This is a genomic window from Cohnella yongneupensis (assembly GCF_042655785.1).
Lineage (GTDB): Bacteria > Bacillota > Bacilli > Paenibacillales > Paenibacillaceae > Cohnella > Cohnella yongneupensis.
In genome coordinates, this window is the sequence record NZ_JBHSNC010000048.1 from 1 (window position 1) to 26,464 (window position 26,464).

Annotated in this window: 28 protein-coding genes and 1 rRNA gene; 5 read left to right on the forward strand and 24 right to left on the reverse strand. The window is 53.6% G+C overall.

All coding sequences use genetic code 11. From position 1 onward, the window contains the following. Nucleotides 1-63: ribosomal RNA gene (locus ACFPQ4_RS15500) — 16S ribosomal RNA — on the reverse strand; the annotation flags it as partial. A 369-nt stretch (nt 64-432) separates the two neighbouring features. Then, on the reverse strand, nt 433-1,320 hold the full coding sequence (locus tag ACFPQ4_RS15505) for a nucleotidyltransferase-like protein (protein ID WP_378112777.1): 888 nt from the start codon (nt 1,318-1,320) through the stop codon (nt 433-435). Between the two features lie 207 nt (nt 1,321-1,527). On the opposite strand from ACFPQ4_RS15505, the gene ACFPQ4_RS15510 reads away from it, so the two are divergent. Next, entirely contained in the window at nt 1,528-1,917 is a 390-nt protein-coding gene (locus ACFPQ4_RS15510; protein WP_378112778.1) for a DUF2614 family zinc ribbon-containing protein, read from the forward strand. Nucleotides 1,918-1,977: 60 nt separating this feature from the next. Here the strand turns inward: ACFPQ4_RS15510 and ACFPQ4_RS15515 are convergent, their stop codons facing one another. From ACFPQ4_RS15515 to gatC, 8 genes are all read right to left on the reverse strand, one after another. Continuing rightward, nucleotides 1,978-3,720 (reverse strand): glycosyl hydrolase family 18 protein, encoded by a 1,743-nt coding sequence (locus tag ACFPQ4_RS15515; protein ID WP_378112779.1) that lies wholly within the window; start codon nt 3,718-3,720, stop codon nt 1,978-1,980. Nucleotides 3,721-3,851: 131 nt separating this feature from the next. Then, complete coding sequence (locus ACFPQ4_RS15520; RefSeq protein ID WP_378112780.1) at nt 3,852-4,283, reverse strand: Fur family transcriptional regulator; 432 nt, start codon at nt 4,281-4,283, stop codon at nt 3,852-3,854. Between the two features lie 85 nt (nt 4,284-4,368). Beyond that, complete coding sequence (locus ACFPQ4_RS15525) at nt 4,369-4,962, reverse strand: DUF6677 family protein (protein WP_378112781.1); 594 nt, start codon at nt 4,960-4,962, stop codon at nt 4,369-4,371. A 28-nt stretch (nt 4,963-4,990) separates the two neighbouring features. Further along, the gene (locus tag ACFPQ4_RS15530; protein ID WP_378112782.1) at nt 4,991-5,692 is read right to left on the reverse strand and encodes an MgtC/SapB family protein; all 702 of its coding nucleotides are present in this window, start codon (nt 5,690-5,692) and stop codon (nt 4,991-4,993) included. Nucleotides 5,693-5,800: 108 nt separating this feature from the next. Then, entirely contained in the window at nt 5,801-6,259 is a 459-nt protein-coding gene (locus tag ACFPQ4_RS15535) for a GNAT family N-acetyltransferase (protein ID WP_378112783.1), read from the reverse strand. Nucleotides 6,260-6,338: 79 nt separating this feature from the next. After that, a complete protein-coding gene (gatB, locus tag ACFPQ4_RS15540; RefSeq protein ID WP_378112784.1) occupies nt 6,339-7,772 on the reverse strand; it encodes an Asp-tRNA(Asn)/Glu-tRNA(Gln) amidotransferase subunit GatB in 1,434 nt (477 codons plus the stop codon). Nucleotides 7,773-7,784: 12 nt separating this feature from the next. After that, on the reverse strand, nt 7,785-9,245 hold the full coding sequence (gatA, locus tag ACFPQ4_RS15545; RefSeq protein ID WP_378112785.1) for an Asp-tRNA(Asn)/Glu-tRNA(Gln) amidotransferase subunit GatA: 1,461 nt from the start codon (nt 9,243-9,245) through the stop codon (nt 7,785-7,787). A 26-nt stretch (nt 9,246-9,271) separates the two neighbouring features. Further along, a complete protein-coding gene (gene gatC, locus ACFPQ4_RS15550; RefSeq protein WP_378112786.1) occupies nt 9,272-9,559 on the reverse strand; it encodes an Asp-tRNA(Asn)/Glu-tRNA(Gln) amidotransferase subunit GatC in 288 nt (95 codons plus the stop codon). A 96-nt stretch (nt 9,560-9,655) separates the two neighbouring features. On the opposite strand from gatC, the gene ACFPQ4_RS15555 reads away from it, so the two are divergent. Further along, complete coding sequence (locus tag ACFPQ4_RS15555; protein WP_378112787.1) at nt 9,656-10,726, forward strand: EAL domain-containing protein; 1,071 nt, start codon at nt 9,656-9,658, stop codon at nt 10,724-10,726. A gap of 310 nt (nt 10,727-11,036) precedes the next feature. On the opposite strand, the gene ACFPQ4_RS15560 is transcribed toward ACFPQ4_RS15555, so the two are convergent. The 14 genes from ACFPQ4_RS15560 to uptA form a co-directional block, all read right to left on the reverse strand. Then, nucleotides 11,037-11,420: an ATPase gene (locus tag ACFPQ4_RS15560; RefSeq protein ID WP_378112788.1), complete on the reverse strand. Its 384-nt coding sequence runs from the start codon at nt 11,418-11,420 to the stop codon at nt 11,037-11,039. Between the two features lie 146 nt (nt 11,421-11,566). Then, nucleotides 11,567-12,784: a M24 family metallopeptidase gene (locus ACFPQ4_RS15565; RefSeq protein ID WP_378112789.1), complete on the reverse strand. Its 1,218-nt coding sequence runs from the start codon at nt 12,782-12,784 to the stop codon at nt 11,567-11,569. A gap of 86 nt (nt 12,785-12,870) precedes the next feature. Continuing rightward, on the reverse strand, nt 12,871-13,353 hold the full coding sequence (locus tag ACFPQ4_RS15570) for a hypothetical protein (RefSeq protein ID WP_378112790.1): 483 nt from the start codon (nt 13,351-13,353) through the stop codon (nt 12,871-12,873). 30 nt (nt 13,354-13,383) lie between these two features. Next, a complete protein-coding gene (locus tag ACFPQ4_RS15575) occupies nt 13,384-13,809 on the reverse strand; it encodes a hypothetical protein (protein ID WP_378112791.1) in 426 nt (141 codons plus the stop codon). After that, the gene (locus ACFPQ4_RS15580; protein ID WP_378112792.1) at nt 13,806-13,952 is read right to left on the reverse strand and encodes a hypothetical protein; all 147 of its coding nucleotides are present in this window, start codon (nt 13,950-13,952) and stop codon (nt 13,806-13,808) included. The genes ACFPQ4_RS15575 and ACFPQ4_RS15580 overlap by 4 nt, the downstream gene beginning before the upstream one ends. 24 nt (nt 13,953-13,976) lie before the next feature. After that, a complete protein-coding gene (locus ACFPQ4_RS15585) occupies nt 13,977-14,126 on the reverse strand; it encodes a hypothetical protein (protein WP_378112793.1) in 150 nt (49 codons plus the stop codon). Between the two features lie 23 nt (nt 14,127-14,149). Next, a complete protein-coding gene (locus tag ACFPQ4_RS15590; RefSeq protein WP_378112794.1) occupies nt 14,150-15,043 on the reverse strand; it encodes a hypothetical protein in 894 nt (297 codons plus the stop codon). A gap of 23 nt (nt 15,044-15,066) precedes the next feature. After that, the gene (locus tag ACFPQ4_RS15595; RefSeq protein ID WP_378112795.1) at nt 15,067-16,002 is read right to left on the reverse strand and encodes a hypothetical protein; all 936 of its coding nucleotides are present in this window, start codon (nt 16,000-16,002) and stop codon (nt 15,067-15,069) included. After that, complete coding sequence (locus ACFPQ4_RS15600; protein ID WP_378112796.1) at nt 15,996-17,405, reverse strand: ATPase, T2SS/T4P/T4SS family; 1,410 nt, start codon at nt 17,403-17,405, stop codon at nt 15,996-15,998. Before ACFPQ4_RS15600 ends, ACFPQ4_RS15595 begins: the two co-directional genes overlap by 7 nt. Beyond that, on the reverse strand, nt 17,402-18,238 hold the full coding sequence (locus ACFPQ4_RS15605) for a hypothetical protein (protein WP_378112797.1): 837 nt from the start codon (nt 18,236-18,238) through the stop codon (nt 17,402-17,404). The genes ACFPQ4_RS15600 and ACFPQ4_RS15605 overlap by 4 nt, the downstream gene beginning before the upstream one ends. Further along, nucleotides 18,235-18,954 carry an SAF domain-containing protein gene (locus ACFPQ4_RS15610; protein ID WP_378112798.1) on the reverse strand — a complete coding sequence of 240 codons (720 nt, stop codon included), beginning with the start codon at nt 18,952-18,954 and terminating at the stop codon, nt 18,235-18,237. Before ACFPQ4_RS15610 ends, ACFPQ4_RS15605 begins: the two co-directional genes overlap by 4 nt. 175 nt (nt 18,955-19,129) lie before the next feature. Continuing rightward, nucleotides 19,130-19,756, reverse strand: coding sequence for an MBL fold metallo-hydrolase (locus tag ACFPQ4_RS15615; protein WP_378112799.1), 627 nt, complete (start codon nt 19,754-19,756; stop codon nt 19,130-19,132). Nucleotides 19,757-19,769: 13 nt separating this feature from the next. Further along, complete coding sequence (locus tag ACFPQ4_RS15620) at nt 19,770-20,336, reverse strand: thioredoxin family protein (protein ID WP_378112800.1); 567 nt, start codon at nt 20,334-20,336, stop codon at nt 19,770-19,772. Between the two features lie 15 nt (nt 20,337-20,351). Continuing rightward, the gene (gene uptA / locus ACFPQ4_RS15625; protein WP_378112801.1) at nt 20,352-20,963 is read right to left on the reverse strand and encodes an undecaprenyl phosphate transporter UptA; all 612 of its coding nucleotides are present in this window, start codon (nt 20,961-20,963) and stop codon (nt 20,352-20,354) included. A 168-nt stretch (nt 20,964-21,131) separates the two neighbouring features. Here uptA and ACFPQ4_RS15630 point away from each other — a divergent pair, with 168 nt between their 5' ends. The 3 genes from ACFPQ4_RS15630 (at nt 21,132) to ACFPQ4_RS15640 (ending at nt 26,418) form a co-directional block, all read left to right on the forward strand. Beyond that, nucleotides 21,132-21,587 (forward strand): cupredoxin domain-containing protein, encoded by a 456-nt coding sequence (locus ACFPQ4_RS15630; protein WP_378112802.1) that lies wholly within the window; start codon nt 21,132-21,134, stop codon nt 21,585-21,587. Between the two features lie 148 nt (nt 21,588-21,735). Further along, entirely contained in the window at nt 21,736-22,041 is a 306-nt protein-coding gene (locus ACFPQ4_RS15635) for a dehydrogenase (RefSeq protein ID WP_378112909.1), read from the forward strand. Between the two features lie 378 nt (nt 22,042-22,419). Continuing rightward, complete coding sequence (locus ACFPQ4_RS15640; RefSeq protein ID WP_378112803.1) at nt 22,420-26,418, forward strand: endo-1,4-beta-xylanase; 3,999 nt, start codon at nt 22,420-22,422, stop codon at nt 26,416-26,418. Nucleotides 26,419-26,464 lie beyond the last annotated feature (46 nt).

Sequence of the window (26,464 nt, forward strand, 5' to 3'; positions counted from 1 at the left end):
GACTTGCATGTATTAGGCACGCCGCCAGCGTTCGTCCTGAGCCAGGATCAAACTCTCCATAAAGGGATTCGACGTTAGTCGAGATCCAAGTATCGAAGAGCCTTTCGGCTCAATCTGTATTGCTGGTTTGTCTTCCTCGAACCGAGGTTCGTCTCAGACGTTTTATTACCGTAAATTTCGCTCGATGTTCAGTTTTCAAAGGGCAAGTTTGTTTTGTTTCTTTTTGTCATCCGCGCTAACGGCGACTTTTATAATATATCACAGCTGACTACTCGATTGCAACAGGTAATTTCTTACTTATTCTCAACCGGTTCGTTTCACCGCGTCCGCATTGCGTTTCTTTCGTAGCTCGTTTTCAGCGGCGAGAATTAATTTATCACAGATCGGTATGCGAAGTCAACGTTTAATTCGACATTTATTTCGATTGTTTTATTATCGGTCGGACGACTTATAACAAAGCTCCAAAAGCCCCGATCCGCGAGTGCGCAACGGTCTTGCGATTTCGAGCAGACAACCCCGCTTCGTTAGCTTCTGAAGTAGTAGAGAAATATCGATGGATAAGCCGACAAGATCAGGGTGCAGCAGCAATTGTGCCGGCAACCACGGCTCCTGACGCGACGAAATGATCCGAATGAGCAGCGCGCATGAGGACTCCATTTTCGTAAGGACCGAAAACTCGCACGCAAGCAGCACCAGCTGAACCCGTTGTTCGAGCGTCTCTTGACTGGTCGTCAGCTCTTCAAACAGCTTGTAAACGCCCGGGTTGACGCTACGCAATTGCTCCCAGACCGTTAGCTCCGGATGCATGCCCGCTTCGATGAGCGCGATATGCGCCCAATAATGAAGGGAAGATAAAATGTTCGAGTAGGCATCAAGCACTTGCCCGTCCCTGATATCCTGCTTCGCTTGCAAATACGTCCGCACGAACTTAGAAAATTCGCAAAGCAGCTTTTGTTCGCGTAACAGCGGAGACCACTCGATTAATCTGCTCCGCAAACCAGACAAATACTCGCCATGGTCTATGAGGATCTCCCCTTGTGAAAGTGCTTGCACGACATTATGGTTATCTCCGCTTAGCAGCCAGCCTTCGAATCGCGCAGGCGTAACCCGTCGAACTTGAATGCGGGCGCTATCGCGTAGCAGATGCTCGATCTCGTTTCCCGGCTCCACTTCGTTCATTATTAGGATGGCCAGCCGATCCATGCCGTCGATCATCGGCTGGTACGAAAAAGGATTAGTCAGGAGCAACAAACTTATTAACCCCTCTTCGTTGCCGAACCACTCTGTATAGAACAGCCCCTTATTATCCAATCGGACCATCTTATTCACGCCTCTCAAAGTGATTCGGACCCGCCCGACGCTAACCGTTGGCCTGTCCGCTCAATGTACGCTATAATAGAATATCGATATGGTCTAGTTCTACAACGCCCCTCTGGTTTCCTGCCTGCGGGACGGCAACGGACAAACTTCGCGTTAATGCGCGCGCATTACTGATTACGTTCTACTAATGGATGGGAGTTATTCGGGATGAAATGGAAAGCAAGCAAAATTTCGACGATGCGTACTTGGGGACTGCTACTCATACTAATTGGTATGGGCATAATGATTTTCGGCACGAGCGGTATTTTGTTGTTCGGTAGCGTCGGTAAAATTATCGCCGCCGTGTTCATGGTGTTCGGCATGATCAGTTGTTTCGGAAGCATGGCGGTTTACTTCTATGTAGGCATGCTTTCCACTAGCGCTCCCGTCATCGAGTGCCCGGAATGCGGCAAACGGACGAAGATGCTCGGCAAGGTCGATCGCTGCATGTATTGCCACACGATCCTATCCATCGATCCGGTGCACGCTAGCGATGAAGATTTGAATGAGCCGTCCGATCAAGCTCCGAACGCGGTGCCGTCTACGACTTCCTCTTAATGCTTAATAAACCCGCATAACGCAAAACCTCCGCCGATCGGCGGAGGTTTTCTTTATTCCTTAAGGACGGCTTTGCAGGCTTTCATCCAACGCGCCCCATATATCCGGCGTTTCGAATCCGCGGCGCCACGTCGCAATGCCTGCCAGATTGTATTTTTTCGCAATTTCGGCGCGCGCCCGAATCGATGTCGCATCCTCGATCCATATCCGCTTCAGCGCTTCGCCCTCCTTATACTCCACATAGTTCTGTCCCGTCTCTTCGTCAAGCCGAGGCTTAAGCTTATTATCTTTAATGATCTGTTGTACCGCGTCCATCCCTAACGCTTTGGAGCTCACCTTCGTATTGCCCTTGCCATCCGGCTCTTCCGTCCATAACCGCGCATAGAGCGGCGAGCCCATTATGATTTTTCGCGAGGGTACGCCGGCTTCTTCAATGATGCGTTCGATTGTATTTTCCGCCCACGGAAGCGAAGATACCGAACCCGAAGTCGGACTGGTAGCCCAATGCTCGTCGTACGACATGACCATCATGAAATCGACGGTTTCGCCAAGCCGCGCGCGGTCGAGGAACAGAGACCACATCTCGGTCGACGATATAGGCGTAACGTCGATCGATACAACGAGGTTATGCTCGTGCAAAAGCGGCGTCATCTCGCGCACGAATTGAACCAGATTGTCTTTATCCTTCGTGTAGACGTTCTCGAAATCGATGTTGATCCCTTGAAGTTTAAAAGACTGGGCATACGCGATGATCTGCTCGATCATAGCCAGTCGCGTCTCGTACGACGACAATGCCTCATGCGTTCGGATCGGCTCGAATCCGTTGCTGAACAGCCCCCACACTTGTACGCCGTTCGATCGTGCCCACGCGGAGTATCCCGCATCGGCCTTGCTGCGAATTTCCCCTTTGCCGTTAAGAAGCTCGAACCACGTCGGACTTACGACGTTCACGCCTTGAAGATCGCCGATTTTGCTCGTATCCGGATTAGCTGAATATACGGCTTCCCAAGTTAAATTGATTTTGCGGCCGTCGCTCTTCCAAGCGACGAACGGCTCCTCGATATCCGAGGCGTCCGAAACCGTCTCGATGCCGGAAAGCGCAACGTCTCTCTTGGCTACGTAACCTAGCTGCCCCGATGCGGACTGCGCAGCATACCAGCCTTCTTGTTCAGACCAAAGCCGCACTTTCGTACCCGCGGGAACATCTTCGACGATCGCAAACTTTTTGTTTGGCCCCGAGCGTAGTTTAATCGCTTTCTTCGCGGTTGCGGGTACTTCCGCCCCCTGAACCTTATCTCCGGGCATCATCAACGTTACGATGCCTGACGGTTCTCCGATTTCGGCTCTCAAGCCAAACAGCTTCGTGAGCGGAGCTAGCGGCAAATAAATTTCGTCCCCCGACTTTTCAGCCGCGAACGCTAACGAGAACGGTTTGCTATTAAGCGTGCCCTTCAATTCGCCCGTCCTAAAATGCAACACGTCGTTGTCCGTCGTCAGGATGATCGATTCGCTTGCTTGTTCATAACGAAGTCCATCGCCGATCAACTTCTGCGCAACCGACAACGGAATGCGCATGCCTTCCCCTTGTCCAAGCGCATAACTGCTTGTCCATTCGCCATGCCACATGATCGGACTAGGTTGAACCCTATACTCGGGAACGATCCGTTCCTTCGACGATGTATCGCGAATTCCGAACCAATAGATAACGGAAGCTGCGGCGAGTATAAATACGAATCCATATAAGAGCAACGGCCCTAACCGTCCGCGCTTGCGGCGACGATCTGCCGACATCCGATCCTGCAATGCATTCACTCCTCGTCTAGTTGTTTAGTTAAGAGAACGATGTTCATGACGATAAAGTTGCGTATCCGTCCTCGAAATAAAAAAGCGCGCTTAGACCTCAAGTCCCCGCGCGCCTGACTATTTATAATCGATTATGCATGCAACGTCTTGCAAGTCGGACATATTCCGTACACTTCCATTCGGTGACCGAACACGCTGAAGCCCGTTACCGTTGCGGCCGTCTCCTCTACTTCCTTGATCGGAGGGTGCTCGAAATCGACCATCGTCCTGCACTTCGTGCAAATCGCGTGATAATGATCCGACAGATCCGCGTCGAAACGGCTGGAGTCGTCCCCGTAGGTCAGCTCGCGCACGAGGCCCGCGTCGATGAACACCTTCAAGTTGTTGTATACGGTCGCCACGCTTAAGCTCGGATATTGCGGAGATAAAGCGCGGAAAATGTCGTCAGCCGTCGGATGATCTAGCGATTCCATTAAATATTGCAGTATGGCATACCGTTGTGGCGTCATCCGGACACCGCCGGATTTGAGCTGGTCCACGGCATGCTCGACCCTGGAGTCCATGCTCTTCACAGCCTTTCATGTCTGTTATAGCCTCATTTTACGTGCCTTGTTCAAAACTTGTCAATGGAAGAAGCATCCGAGGGCGTTATGGTTTAGGCCCTTGGGGTCCTCGAAGCTCCCAAATCCAGAGCGCTATGCCGCCTCCGATAAGCAGAACCGCGCCGATCATCGAGAAGGTGGAATCGAACTGCCATTCCGCCCAAGTTTGTTGCGCAAGCATGCATAAGACTAATCCGGCGACCGCAAATAACACGAATTTTTTCAGCGGAACGCCTCTTACCGTATGCGACGCGATAGGTTGAGGATTCGGATTTCCCGGATTCGCGTTCCATTCCGTCGCGGCAATCCGCTCATTGACTATCTCGGCGCTCTCGATCGCATCGAATAGGTTATAGAAGTAGATGATTGGCAAAAACAAGCTAAGAAGCACGATCGCGAGCACGCTAGATTCGTTTGCCGTCGCCACTTGCACGATCGCCGTAATATTGCCGGCGATAAGCAGCATGATCACGACCGCCTTGACCATTTTTCCTACGTACATGTGACCTGTACCCGGAACGAGAAAAGCCAATAGGCCGGCAATCCACTTGCTCCTCCTTCGCGCCGAACGCCCATACGGAGGGGGATAACCTGGGGGCATGCGATGGTTATTGTGATTCCATTGATCGGGTGCATTCATAGCCGATTCCTCCAACGTCTCTAACCTTCTATTCCGCGGTAACCGATTTTACGCCTTCTAATCGCCTGAACTGGTCCGCCACGACGATAAGCTGATCTCGATAGGGCAGCATGATAATCATATGAATGCGTTGCAACGGCAAGTTCGTATCAGCCGAGCTGTCGAGCTCTAGGAATTGAACCTGCGTAAGCTTCGCGCCGCGTTCGGTTAACAATTTCTGCAAGCTTTCGACGAGCTGCGCCCTCGCGTCCGCAGTAACCGTAATCGCGCACTCGCGCCGATGTCTGACGTATCTCTTCTCGACGATGTTCAGGCCCCACAGGATAAGCAGCACGAGCACCGCCGTAAGTACCGCAGGCATGTAGAATCCCGCGCCGACCGCGAGACCGATCGCCATTACGACCCAGACGGACGCAGCGGTCGTCAGCCCCGTTATCGATTTACCCGTAAACAAAATCGTTCCCGCGCCGAGAAAACCGACTCCCGTGATTACTTGCGCCGCGAGTCTCGCCGGATCCAGCCTGACGTTAGGCTCATCAGCGAAGGCCGCAAAGCCGTACATCGATAACAAAATGATCAAACACGAGCCCAGACAAACTAAAACATGCGTACGCAAGCCTGCAGCATGATTTTTCCGTTCCCTTTCAATGCCGACTAGTCCGCCGAGCAGCACGGACAACAACAGCCTTATCGCTAAATGCTCGTTTCCAATGATCCACGGATCGTGCATACGGTCATTCCTCGCTTAATTTTATCCATTGTAGCATGCATGAATTTGACCTTACAACGGTTGAAGGGCGGGTATTGTCCCGGTCTGAAGTCGAGGTGAAATTCGTACTTACATTGCCTCCAGCTCAAGCTCGATCAGCGTTATGCCGGGAGCCGGTTGCAATGTCCGCTTCCTTACGAAACCGGCTTTCTCGTATAGCGCGAGCGCCGGTAAATTCCGAATTTCGGCCGTCACCGACCAACGGACCGAAGGAAAACACCTTAGCAATCCATGAAGCAAGCTTGAACCGATCCCTTGACGAAAAAACGGCGGACTGACCATAAGACGACAGATAGCGTGTCGCCCTTCTCGCCCTATCTCGTACGAAATGACGCCTACGAGCTCGCCGTCAGCCTCGCGCAACCCGTAAAACCGTTCGTTGCTTGCGCGCAAGCTTTCTATCGTATCCCGCAGCGGCGGCAATTCGGCCACGCCGATCAATGATGCCTCTACGCGGTATGCCGCATGCTGCAACGCCCATACTTCTTCGGCGGCTTCCTTGTCTTCAATCGGAATGGCCTCGAGCACCGTCCCGTCACTCCTTCTGCGCAAATACACGAAACGACAAGCCGCCCGAGGGGGATTGCCGTTTCCGCGTGTAGGTTTATTATGCTTTTAAACGATCCATGAGCAGCTTGTTCACGAGCCCAGGGTTCGCTTTGCCTTTAGTCTCTTTCATGATTTGGCCGACTAGGAAGCCGATCGCTTTGTCTTTCCCGCCGCGGAAATCTTCCACCGATTGCGGGTTAGCCGCGATGACCGCATCAACGACCGCGATGATCGCGCCTTCGTCGCTGATCTGAACGAGGCCTTGCTCTTCGACGATTTGAGCCGGAGACTTGCCGGTTTCGACGATGCCCTTGAACACGGTCTTCGCGATTTTCGTGCTGATCGTGCCTTTCTCGATAAGCTGAATCATTTCTCCGAGGCCTTGTCCGGTAATCTTCACGTCTTCGAGCTCGAGGTTTCCCGCGTTAAGATAACCGAGCAGATCGCCCATAATCCAGTTCGCCGAAGCTTTCGCGTCGGAAGTGAACTTCAAGCTGTCTTCGAAGAAATTCGCCAGCTTCATCGAAGCGGTCAACACGCCCGCATCATAGGAGGAAAGCCCATATTCCGAAATATACCGCGCTTGGCGGGCGTCCGGAAGCTCGGGAATCGAAGCGCGCACGCGCGCTTTCCATTCGTCTTCGATATGAAGGCGTACGAGATCCGGATCGGGGAAGTAGCGGTAATCGTGCGCTTCTTCCTTGCTGCGCATGCTGAACGTCTTGCCCTGCGTTTCGTCCCAGCGGCGCGTCTCTTGAACGACTTTGCCTCCGCCGTCGAGAACGTCCGCCTGACGAAGCTCTTCGTATTCGAGCCCGCGCTGAACGCCGCGGAACGAATTCATGTTCTTCAGCTCCGCGCGCGTGCCGAACTTCTCTTGGCCATAAGGGCGAATGGAGATGTTCGCATCGCAGCGCATGCTTCCCTCTTCCATTTTGACGTCGGAGACGTCGCAATAGAGCATAATCGCCCGCAGCTTCTCGAGGTAGGCTTTCGCTTCCTCCGGCGAACGAATATCCGGTTCGGAGACGATCTCCACGAGAGGCGTTCCGACGCGGTTGAAGTCTGCGAGAGAGCCATGTCCGCCGTCGATATGCGTGAGTTTGCCCGCATCTTCCTCCAAGTGGAGGCGCGTGATGCCGATGCGCTTCGTCTTGCCGTTCACTTCGATATCGATCCAACCGTTCTGGCCGATCGGCTGGTCGAATTGCGAGATCTGATACGCTTTGGGCGAATCGGGGTAAAAATAGTTTTTACGGTCGAACTTGCACCATTCGGCAACCTCGCAGTTAATCGCCATCGCCGCTTTCATGGCGTACTCTACCGCTTGGCGGTTAAGCACCGGCAGGACGCCCGGGTGTCCAAGGCAGACCGGGCAAGTATGCGTATTAGGCGGCGCGCCGAAGGAAGTGGAGCACCCGCAAAAGATTTTGGATTTCGTATGCAGCTCGACGTGAACTTCAAGTCCGACGACTGTTTCGTATTTAGACATGTGGAACGCCTCCTAAGACAAAGCCGGACGCAGGTTATGGAACCCGGTTTGGCTTTCGAATGCGTGCGCGGCCCGCAGCACGGTCGTCTCGTCGAAATGCTTACCGATAATTTGCAAACCGACTGGCAGTCCGTCCGCGGTTCCGCATGGAATGCTGATCGCCGGCACGCCGGCCAAGCTGACCGGAATGGTGCAAATATCGTTTAAGTACATCGTAAGCGGATCGCCGACTTGCTCGCCGATTTTGAATGCCGCGGTCGGCGCCGTCGGTCCGATGATCAGATCGTACTTCTCGAAAGCTTGATCGAAGTCGCGCTTAATGAGCGTGCGCACTTGCTGCGCTTTCTTATAATAAGCGTCGTAATACCCGGAGCTTAGCGCGTACGTGCCGAGCATGATCCGGCGTTTCACTTCGGGTCCGAAGCCTTCGCTGCGGGAACGACGATAGAGATCGAGCAAATTAGCCGGATTGTCCGCGCGAACGCCATAGCGTACGCCGTCAAACCGGGAAAGGTTGGAGGATGCTTCGGACGATGCGAGCAAATAATAAGACGCAACGGCATAGTCCGTATGAGGCAGCGAAATTTCTTCCCACTGCGCACCCATCGATTCGAATACTTTCAAAGCTTCGAGCACGCGCTCTTTCACTTGCGGGTCGATGCCTTTGCCCATGTATTCTTTCGGAACGCCGATCTTGAGTCCTTTGACGTCGCCGGTCAACGCGGACAAATAATCGGGAATGTCCACTTTCGCGGAAGTCGAGTCGCGACCATCGTGTCCGGCGATCGCTTGCAGCACGTATGCGGAATCCTCTACGTTCTTCGTGATCGGACCGATTTGGTCAAGAGACGACGCGAATGCGACGAGTCCGAACCGCGATACGAGTCCATAGGTCGGCTTCAATCCGACAACGCCGCAATAAGCTGCCGGTTGGCGAATCGATCCGCCGGTATCGGAGCCAAGAGTGAAATACGCTTGTCCTGCCGCGACCGCCGCCGCCGAACCGCCGCTAGAGCCGCCCGGCACGCGATCAAGCGCCCAAGGATTACGAACCGGATGGTAGGCGGAGTTTTCGTTCGAGCCGCCCATCGCGAATTCGTCCATGTTCAGCTTGCCGACCGTAATCGACTGCGCGGCGCGCAGCTTCGTTACGACCGTCGCGTCGTAAATCGGATCGTAATTGTCCAGAAACTTGCTTCCGCAAGTCGTACGAAGGCCTTCGGTGACGATATTATCTTTAATTCCCGCAGGGATGCCGAATAGCAAGCCTCGTTCGCCGCCTTGCGCGAGCTGAGCGTCAAGCGCTGCCGCTTCGTTACGTGCGTTCTCTTCGTTTAATGTTAAAAATGCGCCAACCTTGCTATCGGTCGCGGCGATTCTCGCCAAAGACGCGTCCACCAATTCGGCGACGGATAATTGCTTCGTTGCCAGGCGATTATGTATATCGGATAGCCGTAAATCGAACAACGACATGGGGGTAAGCTCCTCCTTCGGTTTTCCTATTCCAGTACAGCCGGAACTTTGAATTGATCGTCTTCCTCTTCGGGAGCGTTAAGCATCGCTTTCTCGATCGTCAGCGAAGGCTTGACCTCGTCTTCCCGCATAACGTTCGCGAGCGGAAGCACATGGCTCGTCGGCTCGATATCGTCCGTATTCAATTCGTTCAATTTTTCCGCATATTTCAAAATCGCGTTAAGCTGTCCCGCGAACTGTTCCTTGTCCGCATCCGATAGCTCGAGACGGGCCAAATTAGCCACATGCTCAACGTCTTTGATACTGATGCTCATCTCGTCAGGTCCTCCCTAAATCCGTATTTCCGGTCATTCCTACCATTATATCGGACATGCTTGCGCTTAAGCAACAACATGAAACGGAGGGTTAACATGCCATTCGAGGAACGTTCCCGATTCGAACATTACCCGCTTCCTATTCGGGATAACGGCTACGTGGCATTCGCCGCGGACAATCCCGGAGCTCGTGCGCTCCTGCGCGACGCCATCTATGAAGTGTCTCCTTCCGAGCAAATGCCGCTCTCGATGCGGTACGACGACGAGCAGCAGCTTCTGCGACTATTAAGCAAGGTCCAAAGCCGGTTGCCTGCGGATCAAACCGAGGGAATACAATTCCGGATTACCGATGAGCGGGATCAGGAGGCTGACTGGTCCCCTTTACCCGCTATTTTCGGCGAAGTCGGAGGACGAGGCGTTGCCGATACGATTTTGCATAGGTTGTTTACTTCTTATATGCAGCCGATCGTGCAGAAGGGCGGAGAAGCTATCGGCTATGAGTTTCTATTGCGGCCGCTGCCGGAGTTGGCGCCTTTCCGTCCGGCGACATTGTTCGAAGCCGCACGGCGCATTGGCCAACATGCTTTTCTGGATCGCGCTGCGCGTAAATCCGCCATCCGCATGGGCGCAAGTCATCTGCCTAACGGTACGAAGCGATTCATTAACTTCCTCCCCTCGTCGCTTCGTCAACCGGACGCGTGCCTTCAATGCACGTTTGAATTGATGCGCGAGACGGGAACAGAGGCGGAGGATTACGTCTTCGAGGTGATGGAAACGGAGCGCCTCGACAACCCTTCGATGGAGCATGTGTTCGATGTCGCGAGATCGCGAGGCGTTCGATTAGCCTTGGACGATGTCGGCGCGGGATTCGCCACGCTTGATACGGTCGACCGGCTACAACCCGATTACGTGAAAATGGATCGAAAATGGGTGAGCGGCTGCGATACGGACGATACGAAACAACGGTACATCGACCGCCTGCTGAATCGCGTATCGAAGTTCCGCGGCACCTTGCTGGCCGAGGGCGTCGAAAGGGAAGAAGAATGGAGCTATTTGCGCCGGATCGGCATTCCGTTGTTTCAAGGCTATCTGTTCGGACGTGCGTCTCCGGTCCCGGCAGGGAACGGACTAATGGGAACGAGTGATTTAGCGGGAGTTATGCGCTGATGATGGTTGGAGATTCAGCGCTGTAGCGGTGTGTAGCACCGTTAAATCATGAATCGGCGGCAATTCAGCGCTGTAGCGGTGTGTGGCAACGTTAAATCATGAATCGGCGGCAATTCGGCGCTGTAGCGGTGTGTGGCAACGTTAAATCATGAATCGGTGGCATTTCGACGCTGTAGCGGTGTGTGGCAACGTTACATCATGAATCGGCGGCAATTCGGCGCTGTAGCGGTGTGTGGCAACGTTACAGCGCGATTAAATAAAGAGATCACCCTTCGTCTGACGACGAATAGGTGATCTCTTTATTTGCCTATTAGATCCAAGCTTTCAAGTTGACCTGTTTAATGAACGCCTCCGGAGTTAGAGGCTCCGAACTCGACTCTTCTTCCTCAACGGCTTCAACCTCGCCGCCGTTCATAATTCGCTTGAACAACTCTTCGTTGCGCGTCGCGAGCGCATAATCGATGAGCGCCTCGCGTTCGATTCGCTCCGCTTCCAATTGCAGCAACGTAACTTCTAATTCAATATCGGTAGCAGGCACGTAAAACTGCCTGTTCGCTTTCGGAACGCGAATAATATAATCGAACGCACTGTCGTTGTTGCGGTCATAAGCGATAATGAAGCCATACTCGCCTACGGGCATATTTTGCTCGAAGCGGTCTTCCACGATTACGATCTTTTCCCCAAGCTTCAGCATCTCCATACCCCCTACTGTTGCAAAAGCATATTAACTAACAACCTAGTTCTATTGATATATCCTACTAAAATGTAAACCAGTATGCAAATCTATTGAAACAAAAGGGCACCTCCACCAGGAAGCGCCCGTACTTCGAATCTATTAAGTTACGGCAACTCAAACAATCGCTCTGGCGACTGCGTCAACGGACGGTAGCCCGTCTCGGTCACGACGTAAGTGTTCTCGATCCCAACGACGCCCCACTCTGGGAACGTAAACTTCGGCTCGATGGCGATAACCATACCCGCTTCGAGCGCAGATCGAAATCCGCGTGCCAATACCGGCCATTCATCGATCTCGAGTCCGATACCGTGTCCGAGAAACTTGACCTGGTCTTTGCCGAACCCCATGAAGTGCTTGGACAGTCCCGCTTCCGACGCCATTCGGAGCGCTTCCGCATACAAATCTTCCGGTATAGCACCCGGTTTAAGCCATTGTTCGCTTCTTCTAATGATGGCGACGGCAGTGTCGTAAGCCGACTGCAGCTCGGGCCGCAATGCACCGATGACGGCCGTGCGCGTCTGATCGATCGTATAGCCGTCGATGCAGCAACCGATATCGATCAAAATCGGCTCGCCCCGTCCGATCGGACGTAAGCTCGCGCTCTGCGGCGCCGCTTCGGACAATCCTCTTCCTCCAGCCGGTCCGTCGAAGTAAGTCGGTTCCGCCGCAGCTTCGCCCGCGGCGACGACGCCGGTCATAATTTCCTGGTTGTATCCGCGCATCCGCATCAATCCGACATGTCCGCGAAGACGCATGGCGTTCTCTATGACAGCCATAAGCTCAAGCTCGGTCATGCCTTCCTTCAAAGCCTCAAGCCCTTCGGATAGCGCATCTGCTGCCACGTTAGCTGCTACCGAAATGCAGTCAATCTCGTAAGCGGACTTAACGCTACGCGCCTCTCGCAGCAATGACGAGCTATCCGTTAAGGACACTTGCGGAACCGCCTCAGCCAATCGTAAATACAGCTGTGCCGGCATGACGTCCAGGTCCGCGCCAACGGCCGGCTTTGCTTGTCCCGACGCAGACTGCCCAAGCCAAGGATAATCCGCCGCCAACTGCTCGCCGAAATTCCGAAAAGAAACGAGCTCTACCGCACGGACTTTGGATTCCCGCTCTGCGCGCGCTACGCTTCTGCGAACGTAATAAGTCGGATCTCCTTCCGCCGGCACAAACAAGTAACCGGTCTGCATGGCGCCGGTGTAATAGTAAATCCCGACGTTCTGCGTAACGAGACAACCTTGCAAACCCGCTTCACGAAGCCTCTTCTGAAGCTTTTCCGTTCGATTCGACCATTCCTCAAGCTGCGCTTGTAGGTGCGTCATGATGATGATTCCCCTTCCGAGTAAACCGCTATGGAACCATTAGAGCAAACGAGGGAAGGTTCGTCAAATCGAAGCAAAAACGCAACCTAATAGACTAATTCCGATGAGCCTCTTACATCCCATTCGATAGGTGCAAGTACGCCGAATAGCAATGGATAGCGCACGTGCACGATGAGCACGACCCCCGGCCGATCAAAGGTGACCTCGTAATCGTACTGAGCATTCCGATACGTATAGGGATAGGCGAGATGTTCGTCCAATACTTCGAATACGCGGACTTCCACCGGATCTCTAAGAAAGCTCTCGGGTAGCGGATTCAAATTGCCATCGAGCGATAAGTTGTCCATCAAGTAAGTAGCGACAGTCTGTTCCGCTCGCTCTTCTTCGATGGATAACAAGCCCACCTCGAGCTTATCCCGATCCAACTGCTGAGCGGCGGCATGCGCGGCGCTATTAACCGCTTGCTTTACGTCGTATACCGTTCCCATCGCTACTTCCTCGTCCAATTGGAGCGCATGAAGCATCCACCAGATTACCGTCATTAGAATGCCGAATAGCAGCTTGGCCATCTTAGCCGACAGCTCCTTCCGTCAGCTTCATCAAGGAACATACTCGCTCATCCGGATGCCGCGACCGCCGATTCGCGCTTCCGCGGAAGGCGGGTCGATTCCTATCAAACGATCGATATCGAGCAGCCGTTCATACGGATAAGCTAACCGAAGAAGAAGTCCCTCGCCTCTCGGGAGCGGCGCTGCCGCATTTCCTCCCTCGGCGCCGTTCGTAGCGCTTACCTCGTATTCGAGCAAGGAAGGATTAAAGCCGTAAGCGGCGAGCCGCTGTCTCGATTGCGCGATCATATCCCCATCTATGTAGCCGTATTGACCGCTCGCGCCGATCTCCAGCATATAATTGACTTCCTGCTGAAGCAGCGCCTGTCTGATGACAAGCACGTGCTTATAGATCGGCGAAAACATCAGCCAGCAGAAAATCGCCGCGAACAAGATGAATACAAGCAGTTGTTTCACGGGCTCATCTTGGCGATTCTAATCGCCATATGAGTGCTGGAAGACGATAGCTGAGCTTTCGTTCCTCCTTCGCCGCTTACGAGATTCGTATAAAGGCCGACTACCGTTAAGAGCAAAAGAACAGTCATCAACAATTGCCGCATGTTAACCCTCCTTCCCCTATCAAGTTATGGCGTAATGCTTCCAAGCGTCGTATTCGCCGTCGTGCCATGCTTTTCGATCTGAGCACGCGTCCCCGTAGTATCGTTGGCAATGATGCTATTGAACATCAAGGCGACTACTATGAGCATCATGACCGTTATTAAAATATTGCGCATTCCGGTACCTCCCTTCGCGAGAATTATGGATTCAAGGCTTCGAACAGCTTGGCGGCTTCTTGCACCCAAGGGTATAAAAAGAGTTGGAACATATACAAAATCGGTAAACCAGCAAGTACGAACAGCAAGTAAGACGTCGTCTCTTTCCTGCTGTTCTTCGCAAGCTCGATTTTGTTCTTATACTCCCGGACGACTTCGCGCAGCAGCTCGTAAATCTGCTCGCTTTCGTCCAAGCGCAAGGACCGCATCGTTTCCGCGAAGCCGTAAGCTTCGTCCGTGCCTAGCCGCTCCTTGAACTTCTTCAAAGCCACATCGGCATCCTGGTACCATTCGTTGAGCAGAAGACTCATCTCCGCACGAATGCTCCGCGTAAGCGGCAAACACTTCATCAGCTTGGCATGAATATGAAGTCTAGATCCGACGTAATAGAGCAATTGATTGCTGACGGTTACGATTTCCTTGCGAATACGGTCGGTTCGATACCTTCTGAAGGCATACAGCCATGCGTGATCGTATACGGCAACGACGAGACAAACGACGATCGTTAACACGGCGTTCCAAGTCGAGAAGGCAGATATCGTATCAATGCGGCCGAGCCCATAAGCACCGCCGCTTGCAAGAACAAGCAGGCAAATCGCGAAGCGGCGATGCGCCAAGTAGGCTTCCGGCTGATAACGAATGCCGCAACCGGCCAACAATACCCGCCTTTCTTGCAACGCTGTACTCTCCTGGCTCGTTCGCCAAAACGCAAGCCACCATTGCGGCGTTCGATGAAGCCGCCAGTCGCGAAGATGGATGCGCCATCGGTTGCGCGATGCGGTCAATGCTTTCAACAAAGCCGCGATGCTAATAAAAATGACGACGAATTGCAGTACCCACCCGATTACCGCGGTTATTCCTTGGCTATAGCCCGTCATCGCAGCCACTCCCTAAACAACTTTCATAACTTCCGCCGAGATAAATACAAGCCCATAAGCAGCGAGACGAAAAGCAATACGACCGCATTCAGCAACATGCCGCGACCGCCCGGCTCCGAAATGTAATAGCGATAGCTTCCTTCCGGATTCAGTCGGAAGTTAATGCCGAGGAACAAAGCCAAGAACACGATCGGCGTGAAGTTGGCCAACCGAATTTCCAGCAGGCGGTAACGCTCGGCCTGATTGTCCATCTGGGACTTGCGCATATCCGCGATCAATTCCTTAAGGTTGCCGGAAATATCGTTGCCCTCCTCTAACGAAACTCGCAGGATGTTCCCGAAGTATTCCGACCACACATGCCCGAACGATAACGTGAACCTTCGAATACTGCTCTCGTCTTCGGTTCGGACGGATAAATTCCGGCACAGCTGATCGAACACGAACTGAACGTGGCCGCCTAGCCTTCTCTCCTCCACCGTCTTTTGCAGCGCGATCCGGACATGGCGTCGTCCCGTGACCAGGTAACATTGATAAAACAGCTCGACGGCGGGCAGAAACTCTAACCGGGTCGCCATCTGTCTGTTCACGAGCGACATCCTTAATATGACGTACGGCAGGCAACCTAGCATGAAGAGTAGAAGCAAGGCCGAACGAACGGACTGGAAAAGCATTGCGCCGATTACGGCCCCGAGCAGTCCCATCATCAAACCTAGCAACGCGAAACCGTTCGGTCCGATCTTCCATCCGAGCGCCAGCAGCATATCCGAAATATGCTCATACGGCTTGCCAAACTTCGTTAATAGCCGCTTGAACCTTATGCTCCAGAACGCGTCCCGATAAGCTTTCAGCCTCCGCTTGCGGGATTGCTCCGCGGACCATGCGCTCATTCCGAATGTCAGGCTAATGTAGAAGAGCACAAACAAGAGCGCGATAAGTGCAACTATAGTGAAGGTCAGCATGTCGACACCGCGCTTAACCGACGAACCGTCTCGTATCCGGCGGGATCCATTCTTGCAATTCGTAGCCTCGCTTTCTCGGAGAACGGCTCCGGGTATTTCCAAAGTCCTTCGGCTTCTTCATATCGCATGAGGTTCCTCACCCTGATTTCGCCCTCCAGCCATTCGTACTCACCGATTCGCACTAGCTTGCGAACGCCACCTACCATTCGCATTTCCAACCCGATCTGCGTGACGTGCTCCGTAATTCGCCTAGTCATGCGCGCCGGATTCATGCCCCGGCCATCCAGCATGCACATGTCCGTAATCGTGTCCGGCACATCCTCTAGTCCGTTCGCGTGAACCGAAGTTAAACTGCCTTCATGTCCCCTCGTGCAAGCGCGCACATAAATATTGGCGTCCTCGTCCCGAATTTCCGCATGACAGATGCGCTGCGGCGATTGACGTAGTGCCAGCTTGAACGCTTGCCTTGGCCCGTGCTGCGGATCGTCTTCTTCCGACTCGTATTCCACGACGTTCTTGTCCGGGAAGTCCCGCGACAGCATAAGCTCGAACCGGCTTTCGATCGTAACGAGGCGCTCCTCGTCGGGCATGGCGCCGATAAGCGCTTTGATCAGATGGGTTTTCCCTGTATTCGTCGCCCCGATAATGACCATATTGAATCGGCAACGAACGATCGCCAGTAACATTTGCCTTACGTTATCGTCGATCGTTCGGTATTCTGGCCGACATAACGTCTCCAGCCCGAATCGCTTAACCGTGTACATGCGGATCGTCAGCGTTGGCTGCGCCGTAAATCCGAAGCCCGTAAGCGTTACCCGCGAGCCGTCCTGCAGCAGCACTTCCGCCCATCTTTTGCGCGGATTGATTCGGTCGTTATTGAACAACACTAGATTTTGCTGGATGCGTTCGACGTCGACTACGTGCTCGAACCGATAAGGCGAAGCCGTCGCGCGTCCATCCCGCACCTCGAAAATACGGGTTCCTACGACCTGTACTTCCTCCAGCCCTTCCCGATTGCGCAACACTAGCTCGAGCACGTTGAGCCCGATCACCTCCGCGAACATCGCCTCCGCTAGAGACATGTACTGCGATTGAACGATCGGCACATGCTGCAACCGCTTCTTGATAATCCAGTCCGATATAATCGCCAGCATCTCGGCCCGCTCTTGCGGGAACCCGATAACCGCGCGATTCAGCTTCTCGGTATATTGCCTTCGCTCTTCTTCGCTATGTCCCCGTGGCGTTGCCAGCATGTGCCGGACTTCTTCCGCGTACGCGCGAAGATCGGATGCGCCGTCGCGTTGCGTCCCGCTTATATGCTCTCCCGAAGCAAGCGTCCCGCTCTGCAAATCGGCGGCATAGGCAGAAGGCGAGAACCGCTTCGGCGCCGTCGATCCGCTCATTTCCTCGTCCGCCTATGCAGCATAAGTCTGCGCAGCCAGGGACGCTCGGTCTTTTGCAGCCGTTCCGTCCAGTTCATGCGGTGCAGCAACGTATCCGCCACCGGATCGAAGGAAGCCGCGTTCCGCTCCTGCTCGTTCAACCATTCGTCCAATCGGCCGCTATCCAGCTGCAGATGAACGCTTTCGACAAGCTTCATCTCGGTAAACGCGATGCATCCGGTTTCTTTGCGAATCTCTCTCATGCGATATCCTCCCGACATTCGTTCGTTTCCATGCAGCAATACCAAATCGAATTGCTCGGGCACGATCCCGAACATCGAGCCCACCTGTCCTGTCCAGCGATGGACGTCCTCTTGGAAATGGCTGAGGCGATCGGTCGTCACCAGAAACTTGTCGTCCGCCTCGCGCATCGCGCATATCGTCGCTGCGTTGTCCCAATACGCGCTTACGTCTGCGATTGTCAAATCATAGGCATCTCTCGCCGCCGCAAGCAATTGGTTCATATCCTCCGGCTCGTAATACTCCGCCTGCTCTCTCGCCATGTTGCCGAACAAAACGTGCAATCCGCCAAGCTTAGGGGATCGAAATGCGTATTGCCGCAGCTTCTCGCCAGTCAACGTGCGTGCCCTTAGCTCCGGCCTAACTCCCTCGAGCGTCACCTCGGGCTTGTCCACGCCCAAATATAAATGCGTCTTGGCGCTCTTCAAGTTCAAACATAAGTAACCGACGCGAAGCCCCGTAGTTGCCGCGATCCGGTACGCCGTTCCGATCGCCGTCAGCGACGTCCCGATGTTCGGCGTAGACCCTGCGAACGCAGCCAATCTGCCCGTCATGATCCTTCCCCCTTCTCCCCTATGGATGAAGCTTGAAACGCGATGATCAGCTTAGCGGTCCCTCCTTTGCAGACGGTATCCAGCGTAAGCCACTCCGACTCCGTCAAATTCAAGTTAATCGAATCGATCGCTCCGTTAGCGTCGCGCCGCGAAGCATACATGCTTTCCTTATCCCCTTGCGCCATAGACAGCAGATTCGGGTTTTTGGGATCGTCGATTTCCAGATTCGCCGCCGTTTTAACCGCAGCCACGACGATTTCCCCTTCGAACAACCGATGCGAAGGGGCGAGCTCCGATTCGCCCGAGAGATACACCAACACTTCGTCGCCCGCACGGATCCCGTTCGAGATCGACTTCACGTACGCTCGCGGAATTTGGAACGTCGCTTCGTCCGCCTGCGGAAGCAGTCTATACTTGTCCAGCTTCCAACTAAGCAGCGGCTCTTCCCCGCCAAGCGGTACCGCCGCTTCCATTCCGACCGCTTCCGCGACGGACGTTACCGTCTGCGCGCCCACCGCTCCTCGCGGCAGCGAAATCGTCTTCAAGTCGTCCGCCGTCAAAATCGTGCCGACCGGCACGAAACGCTTCGGAACGACGACCTTAACGGTCTCTTCCAGCTTGATCTGCTTCAACTGCAGCAGGTATACGCCGTAGACGAGCAGCCCCGACATTACCGCGGCGCATAAACTGATCGCCAATTGCTTCCGCCGATTCACCCTCATCACCTCGTCTTGGATCAACGCGAAAAAAACGCAGGCGTAGGAGACTTCTCCTTCGCCTGCGTTCTTCGCAGCGAACATACAGCCTATAATGGCTTGGTCACGCTCAATATATCAAATACTGGAACTAGTGTAAAGCCCTTATTTTTACATTAAACGATTTCGGTCGTCTTTATCTGACGAACGGGTTGCCGCTCTTCTCTTCTCCGATCGTCGTGTCCGGCCCATGCCCCGGCAATACGATAACCGACTCGGGCAACGTATACAGCTTCTCGCGAATGGCGCGGAATAGCTGATCCTGATTGCCGCCCGGCAAATCCGTACGCCCGACGGAACGGCGGAACAGCGCGTCGCCCGCGAACAGCAAGTCGCCGACGAGGTAACCTACGCTGCCGGGGGAATGCCCTGGCGTATGCAGCACCTTGAACGTCTCGCCGCAGAACGTTAGCGATTGGCCATCCGTCACGTAATGCTCCGCCGGATCCGTCGTAATCGGCGGCGTCACTTGCGCCCAGCGAAGCGATCCGTTCTTGCTCGCGTCCGTCAGCCAGTCCTTTTCCAGCGAATGAATGTATACCGGACATCCGTATCGTTTGCGAAGCGCGTCTACGCCCCCGATATGATCGAAGTGCGCATGCGTAAGCAGGATCGCCTCGACCTTAAGTCCGTCCAGCTTGCGCATAAGCGCGCCGTCAGCCGTACCCGGATCGATAACGACGGCATGCGTTCGCTCCGCGTTCACGACGACGTAGGCATTAGTCTCGAGCGCGCCAAGACTGTAAGTATGAAATGTCAGCATCTACGTTCCCACCTTATACGCCGGACAAAATATCGCGCAGTTCTTCCAGAATAAGCGTCTGATAGCCGGTGCCTTCGCCGTAGCGCGCCATGATCTCTTGACGGGCCGCCGCGAGCTTCTCCTGATAGTCCGCCGCTTCGCGGTCCGGGTTATCACGTTTGAACGCTACCATCGGCTCCTGAATGTAGGTCGGACGAGGACCCCATTTGCCTAGCAAATGCCCGCCCGTGTCCGTGATCAGAACGACCGGAATGGAGCGTCCTCCCATGACCAGAAACTGATCGACCAATTCAAGATGCTCCTCCATGATGAACACTTCGGTAGGAATGCCAGCTTTCTCCATCGCCGTGAATACGACCGGTACGTTGCGCACGACGTCGCCGCACCATTCGGCCGCGATGATCATGCAGCGAAGGTCGTCGCGATTGTTTTGCGATTCGAAGAAATATTCGAGATCCGCGTCGTTCCACTCGAATTTAGATTGCCAGGAACGGAACGCCTCTTGATTTTTGGCCATGCCGTCGACGAATTGCTTCGGCGAAATTCCTTTTCTCAAGTAATTGCTTAGTTGCTGACTCATCCTGCCCATCTCCCTTTAAATATTTTTGCCCCGCTTGCGCAAGTATTGATAAATGAAATAAGCGATCAACAGCGCCAGCGCGATCAAAATGATCGGCTGAACGTACTTCGAAGCTTTGTCGTCGATATTTTCCCAATTGTCCCCGAGCGACTTTCCTAACCATACGAACAGGATCGACCATGGAATCGAAGCCAATACCGTAAGCAGCGTGAACAATTTCAAGTTCATTCGCGCCATGCCCGCCGGGATCGATACGACCTGCCGCATGACCGGCACGAACCGTCCCGTAAAGACGATAATCGTCCCGTACTTCTCGAACCAACGCTCCGCGATATCGATATGCTTCGGCTTCAAATGCAGAAACTTGCCGAACTTATCGAGGAACGGCCGACCGCCGAACCGTCCGATCGCGTAAAGCAGCCATTGTTGCAAAATCGCGCCGATGACGCCGCAAATGACGGCAATGGGGAACGAGATCTCTCCCTTGAACACGAGATACCCCGCGTAAGCAAGTACGATTTCGCTCGGAATGACCTCGATAGCAAGACCGATGATGATACCCCAATAACCTAAATCCTCGATCCATATGAGCAGTTGATCCACCCATTGATGCAACGTGTCCATCATCGCCGATACCCGCTTTCTCTACCATAATGACCGTTACTATTCTAGCACAGTGCAGGTCGCTTCTTCCAGTTAACGACTTGTCTAAAAGTTAAGACGGGCTTGTCATGTCGGGACGGGCTAGCGCATACACATTCGGTAGGTGGACAAAGTTGAAGAGGAGAGAGCGGCATGAGCAAAATCGTATTGCTTGATCGAAAAAAGCTTCAGTTTTACGGAATTTTGGCGCTCGTCGTTATTTTAGCGGGGGCTTACATCGGTTGGCAGCAGTCACGGAGTCCTAGCGTCGCGTCTTCGACATCGAGCGACGTGCAAGTGTTCCACTTGGTTACGGGCGAATTCACGTCGAAGTCGGACAGCGGACAGACGCTGGAGTCCTATCGCTTCGATCCGGGCTCCATCACGGTCAATCGCAACCAACCGGTCGAGCTCCGCATCTCGGGCATCAACGGCCAATCGCATCCGTTCGTCATCGAAGGCCTCGGCATTTCCGGCACGGTGAACAAAGGCAAAACGACGATCGTGCGGTTCACGCCTAAAGTCGCGGGCACCTACATGATCATTTGCACGACACACTCCGAGCAAAACTCGGGCGCGCCGATGATCGGTTACTTGAACGTAGTTTAATCCAGCTTGTCCGAACTTCGAAGAACGCTCTATTATGGGCGTTCTTTTTGTTATGCCTCCTCCGTTGGTCTATCGCCCATCCCGGTGACGCCTCCCTTCGCCCTCGCATAGGGTATCGAAAGAGAGGCATGGTGATGCACGCGTGAAAATGCACCAAGAGAAGCATACCTCCCCGCTTCCGTCCCCGCGAAGCATTCGCAGGGCATGCGGCAACGAGTTGTACCGGACAGTCAAACGATTGAAACAGCATATCCCCGCCCCGCTAGTCGCGCAAGCCGAGGAACTGTACGTGCGCAAAGTGATCGGCAACCTGCTGTGGATCGCGGAACATCGCAGCAACCGCAAGGCGCTCGCCGACTGGTGGGACGAACACGTGAGCGAAGAAATCGCGCAATTATGGAACGTCGACCTCGAGCGTCTGCGGTACGCGTTCCGGGCGGCTTTCGGGGGGTAGAGCGTTTGTAAAATACTTTTCTAACGGATGAGGCGAAAAATATCGCTTCATCTTCTTTTATGTCACGCCTTGTCCAAGCATGAAAGCGTATCCCAAAAAAACTTTATTTTCTATAGCATATTCTATAGTTTGCTCGGTGTTAGCGCTTTCAAACTCGCGTTAGTATGAAGGTTATGGAAGGAGGAATCTTTTCTAGTTTACCGGTGTAAGCGCCTTACCGATGGGATGACACTTTTTTAAGGGGGATCCAACATGTCCAAAAAGGATTTTGGCGCTGCTTTGCAGCCTATTGCTGGTCGTTGCGCCGATACCCTTTGTTCCGCAAGCCTCGGCTAATGCCGAGAGGCTTTATTATATTTTTGGAGGGGAAGTAACACGATGAACAAACGGTTGAAACAGCTTTTGATGATAGTGTTTGCGGTTGCATTGTTTTTGCCGCAGTTTGGGATCGCGCAAAAGGCAAGCGCGGCCAGTACGAACGGAACTTATGCTTTAAAAGTTCAAACCACAGGCGGGCACCAGTGGGATGGCGCGCAAATAGCCACAGGGGCAGGCGGCTTGAACCTGGAGGTCGGCAAAGCCTACACCTTCTCCTATGACGTATACACACCTGACAAAGACGTCGCCGGCATTGTTCTACAAACTAGCGGCTACAACTGGATTAAAAATACGGGAACTTTAAGCGCGGCAAGCCCAGCTTGGACTTCCTATTCAGAGACATATACTTATACGGCCACAAGCGGCTCCTATATTCAGTTTGTTAAAACCGGTGATCAAGGAAATACGGATGTAAAGAATATAACTTACTACATCGACAACTTTGTTGTTAAAGACGCAAGCGATGCTGTCGTTTACACGGCTAACTTTGACAACCAAACGACGGGCGGATTTATAAGCAGCGGGGATGCTACTTTGACTGCCGGATTACCTGGTTATTTCTTAAAGGTTCAAACCACAGGCGGGCACCAGTGGGATGGCGCGCAAATAGCCACAGGGGCAGGCGGCTTGAACCTGGAGGTCGGCAAAGCCTACACCTTCTCATATGACGTATACACACCCGACCAAGATGTGGCAGGCATTGTTCTACAAACTAGCGGCTACAACTGGATTAAAAACACAGGAGCTTTAAGCGCGGCAAGCCCAGCTTGGACTTCCTATTCAGAGACGTATACTTATACGGCCACAAGCGGCTCCTATATTCAGTTTGTTAAAACCGGTGATAGCGGAGCTACGGATGCTAAGAATATAACTTACTACATCGACAACTTTGTTGTTAGAGACGCAAACGATGCTGTCGTTTACACGGCTAACTTTGAAAACCAAACGACGGGCGGATTTATAAGCAGCGGGGATGCTACATTAACTCCTGTTAATAGTATTAGTGGTGCAACAACACCAACCTTTAACCCGGATGTACTCACTTTGCCAAGCATTAAGAATACTCCGCGTTACACGGGTTATTTGATGGGCAGCATCTTCGGCCCAAATTACATGCAAGACCCAATCTTGTCCGTCCTGAAAGCCCAGTTCGGCGTTGTGACGCCTGAAAACGCGACGAAGCCAGACTCACTAAAAGGTACAAGCGCCTCTACGCATAACGTCGCGGATCTGGACTTTAACGAAGCGGACACGGAGCTCCAGAGCGCGATCGACAACGGCCTAAAAATACATGGGCATACGCTCGTCTGGGAAAGCCAGTCGATTCCGTGGCTGAACAACGCTAAGATCTCCGACTCCGACCCGACTCCGTCCAACCCAGGACTGACCGCGGCTCAGGCGTATACGAACATGAACGACTATATCAATGCGGTTCTCACGCATTTTGACACCAAGTTCAACGCGAGCACGCAGAACATCATCTCGTGGGACGTCGTCAACGAAGCGTTCGGGGGCACCGTTCGCGATAGCAGTCTGCCGAAGAACGACTGGCATAGCTATTTGAAAGCCACCCCATGGCTGAAGGCGACGGACGCGAACTACGTCGAACAGGCGTTCAAGGACGCCCGTGCAGCGGAGCCGAATTACGACGTCCTGTTGTACTACAACGACTATAGCATGGACGATCAGAACAAGGCCGCGGCAGTTCGCGACATGGTGAAAGACGTCAATGACCGTTGGGCTGTGGGTCACCCTGGCAAGCAGCTCATTCAGGGAGTCGGCTTGCAAGAGCATAACGGCCTCGGCACCAACCCTAGCAATACGCGCAAAACGATCCAGATGTTCAAGGATATTGGCGTCAAAGTCTCTATCAGCGAGTTAGACATCTCCGCTGGCACGGGCGGAACGCAGACTGCGGATCAGAAAACAGCCCAAGCCGCACAGTACGCGCGGTTGATGCAAGTTTATACCGATCCCGCCTTCAAGGATACGGTTCAGCGCATCACATTCTGGGGGCTGACAGACACCGCAAGCTGGTTGGCTTCCGGTAGCCCGTTGCTGTTCGACGGCAAACTGTACCCGAAAGACTCGTTTAACGCCGTGATTGACCCGGTCGGATACCTTGCGAATTACCACGCTCCGACAAAGCCTGCTGGGGGCAAAACCTCAACAGCCGCGAAGGGAACGCCGAACGTCGACGGTACGATGGACGACATTTGGAATACAACATCGCCAATCGCAATCGATGTTACGCAGGCAGGTAACACGAAAGCAGGCACAATTATGCCGGCAGCTACCGCTCGCATGTTGTGGGACGACGCGAACCTGTACGTATTCGCGCAGGTGACCAAAGATCCGTCCGAACCGTTGGACAAAGGGAACGCAAACCCTTGGGAGCAGGATTCAGTCGAAGTGGTTGTAGACCTGACGAACGGCTCCACCGCCATGTACTCGAACGCTTCCGGGCATTACCGCGTTCGGTATGACGGCTTTGCGTCGGTAGACGCGGGCATGACGGACAATCAGGGCAAATCGACAACGGTGACCTCAGCGACATCCGTTAACGAGGCAACGTACACCTACACTGTCGAGATGAAGATTCCGTTTATTCAGATTACGCCTGCGGTTGGCACTCAGATGGGCTTTGACGTTCAGGTAAACGACGCGAAAGCCGGTGTGCGCATTGGCGCGTTCGCTTGGAATGACGCTACCGGAACGGCTTATCAGGATCTATTCAAGATCGGTACGTTGCAGCTTGCGGCCGCAGGGTCGACTAGCGGTGGCGGTGGTGGCGATGCAACGCCAATCGTTGGCGGAACCACGATAGAGACGAAAGAAGGCCAAGTGACCATTAAGACAGTCGTCACAACGGAGAATGGCGTCTCTACCGCTAACGTATCGAAAGACATGCTGACGTCGGCGTTGCAACAAGCCCCTGCAAATGCAGACGGCAAAAAGCAAGTTACTTTAGAGGTTCCTGCCCAGGCAGGCGCAACGGCTTACGGAGTACAAATTCCGGTTGCTAACCTGAAGGATTCGAATTCAACCGTACTCTCGATCAAGACGGAGAACGGCACGATCGATCTTCCGGGCAACATGCTCTCTAATACGGACGTCGGAACTTCCGACAAAGTGACAATTCGCTTATCCGATACCCCTACGACAGGGCTTAGCGATGCGATCCGCGAACAAATCGGCGACCGTCCGGTTCTTAACCTCGAAGCGATGGTTGGCGGCAAAGTTATCGCTTGGAACAATCCGAGCGCACCGGTAACGGTATCCGTACCGTACACGCCGACGGCGGAGGAACTGAACAATCCCGATAATATCGTCATTTGGTACATTGACGGGAATGGCAAAGCTACTCCGGTAACGAACGCTCATTACGATGCGAAGACCGGTACGGTTCAATTCAAAACGACGCACTTCAGCAACTATGCGGTCGCATACGTCGTGAAAACGTTTGAAGATCTTGCTTCCGTGCCATGGGCACAAAAAGCGATCGAAGCGATGGCCGCACACGGCATCATTAACGGCACTTCCGCAACGACTTACGCTCCTAACGCTTCCATCAAGAGAGCCGACTTCCTCTTGTTGCTCGTTCGCGCATTAGAGCTACGCGGCACGGATGAAGCGGCAACGATGTTCGACGATGTGAACGATTCGGACTACTATTACGACGCGGTTCGAATCGCTAAGCAACTCGGCATTATCCAAGGCACTGGCGACAACCTGTTCCTACCTGACAGCAAAATTTCTCGTCAGGATATGATGGTAATCGCAGCACGCGCAGCGAAAGCCGCCGGCAAAACATTGCCGGTTGCAGATTCGCTGGCAGCATTCAGCGACGCGGCATCCGTATCGCCGTACGCACGAGATAGCGTGAGCGCGCTCGTAGGCGCCGGCATCGTTCAAGGTACGAACGGCAAGCTCGAGCCGCAAGGCTTCCTCACTCGCGCTGAAGCTGCAGTCATTCTGAAAAGGCTTTGGAGCAAATAATTGACTCACGTATGTAAAGAAGGCATCCCTACATTTGTAGGGATGC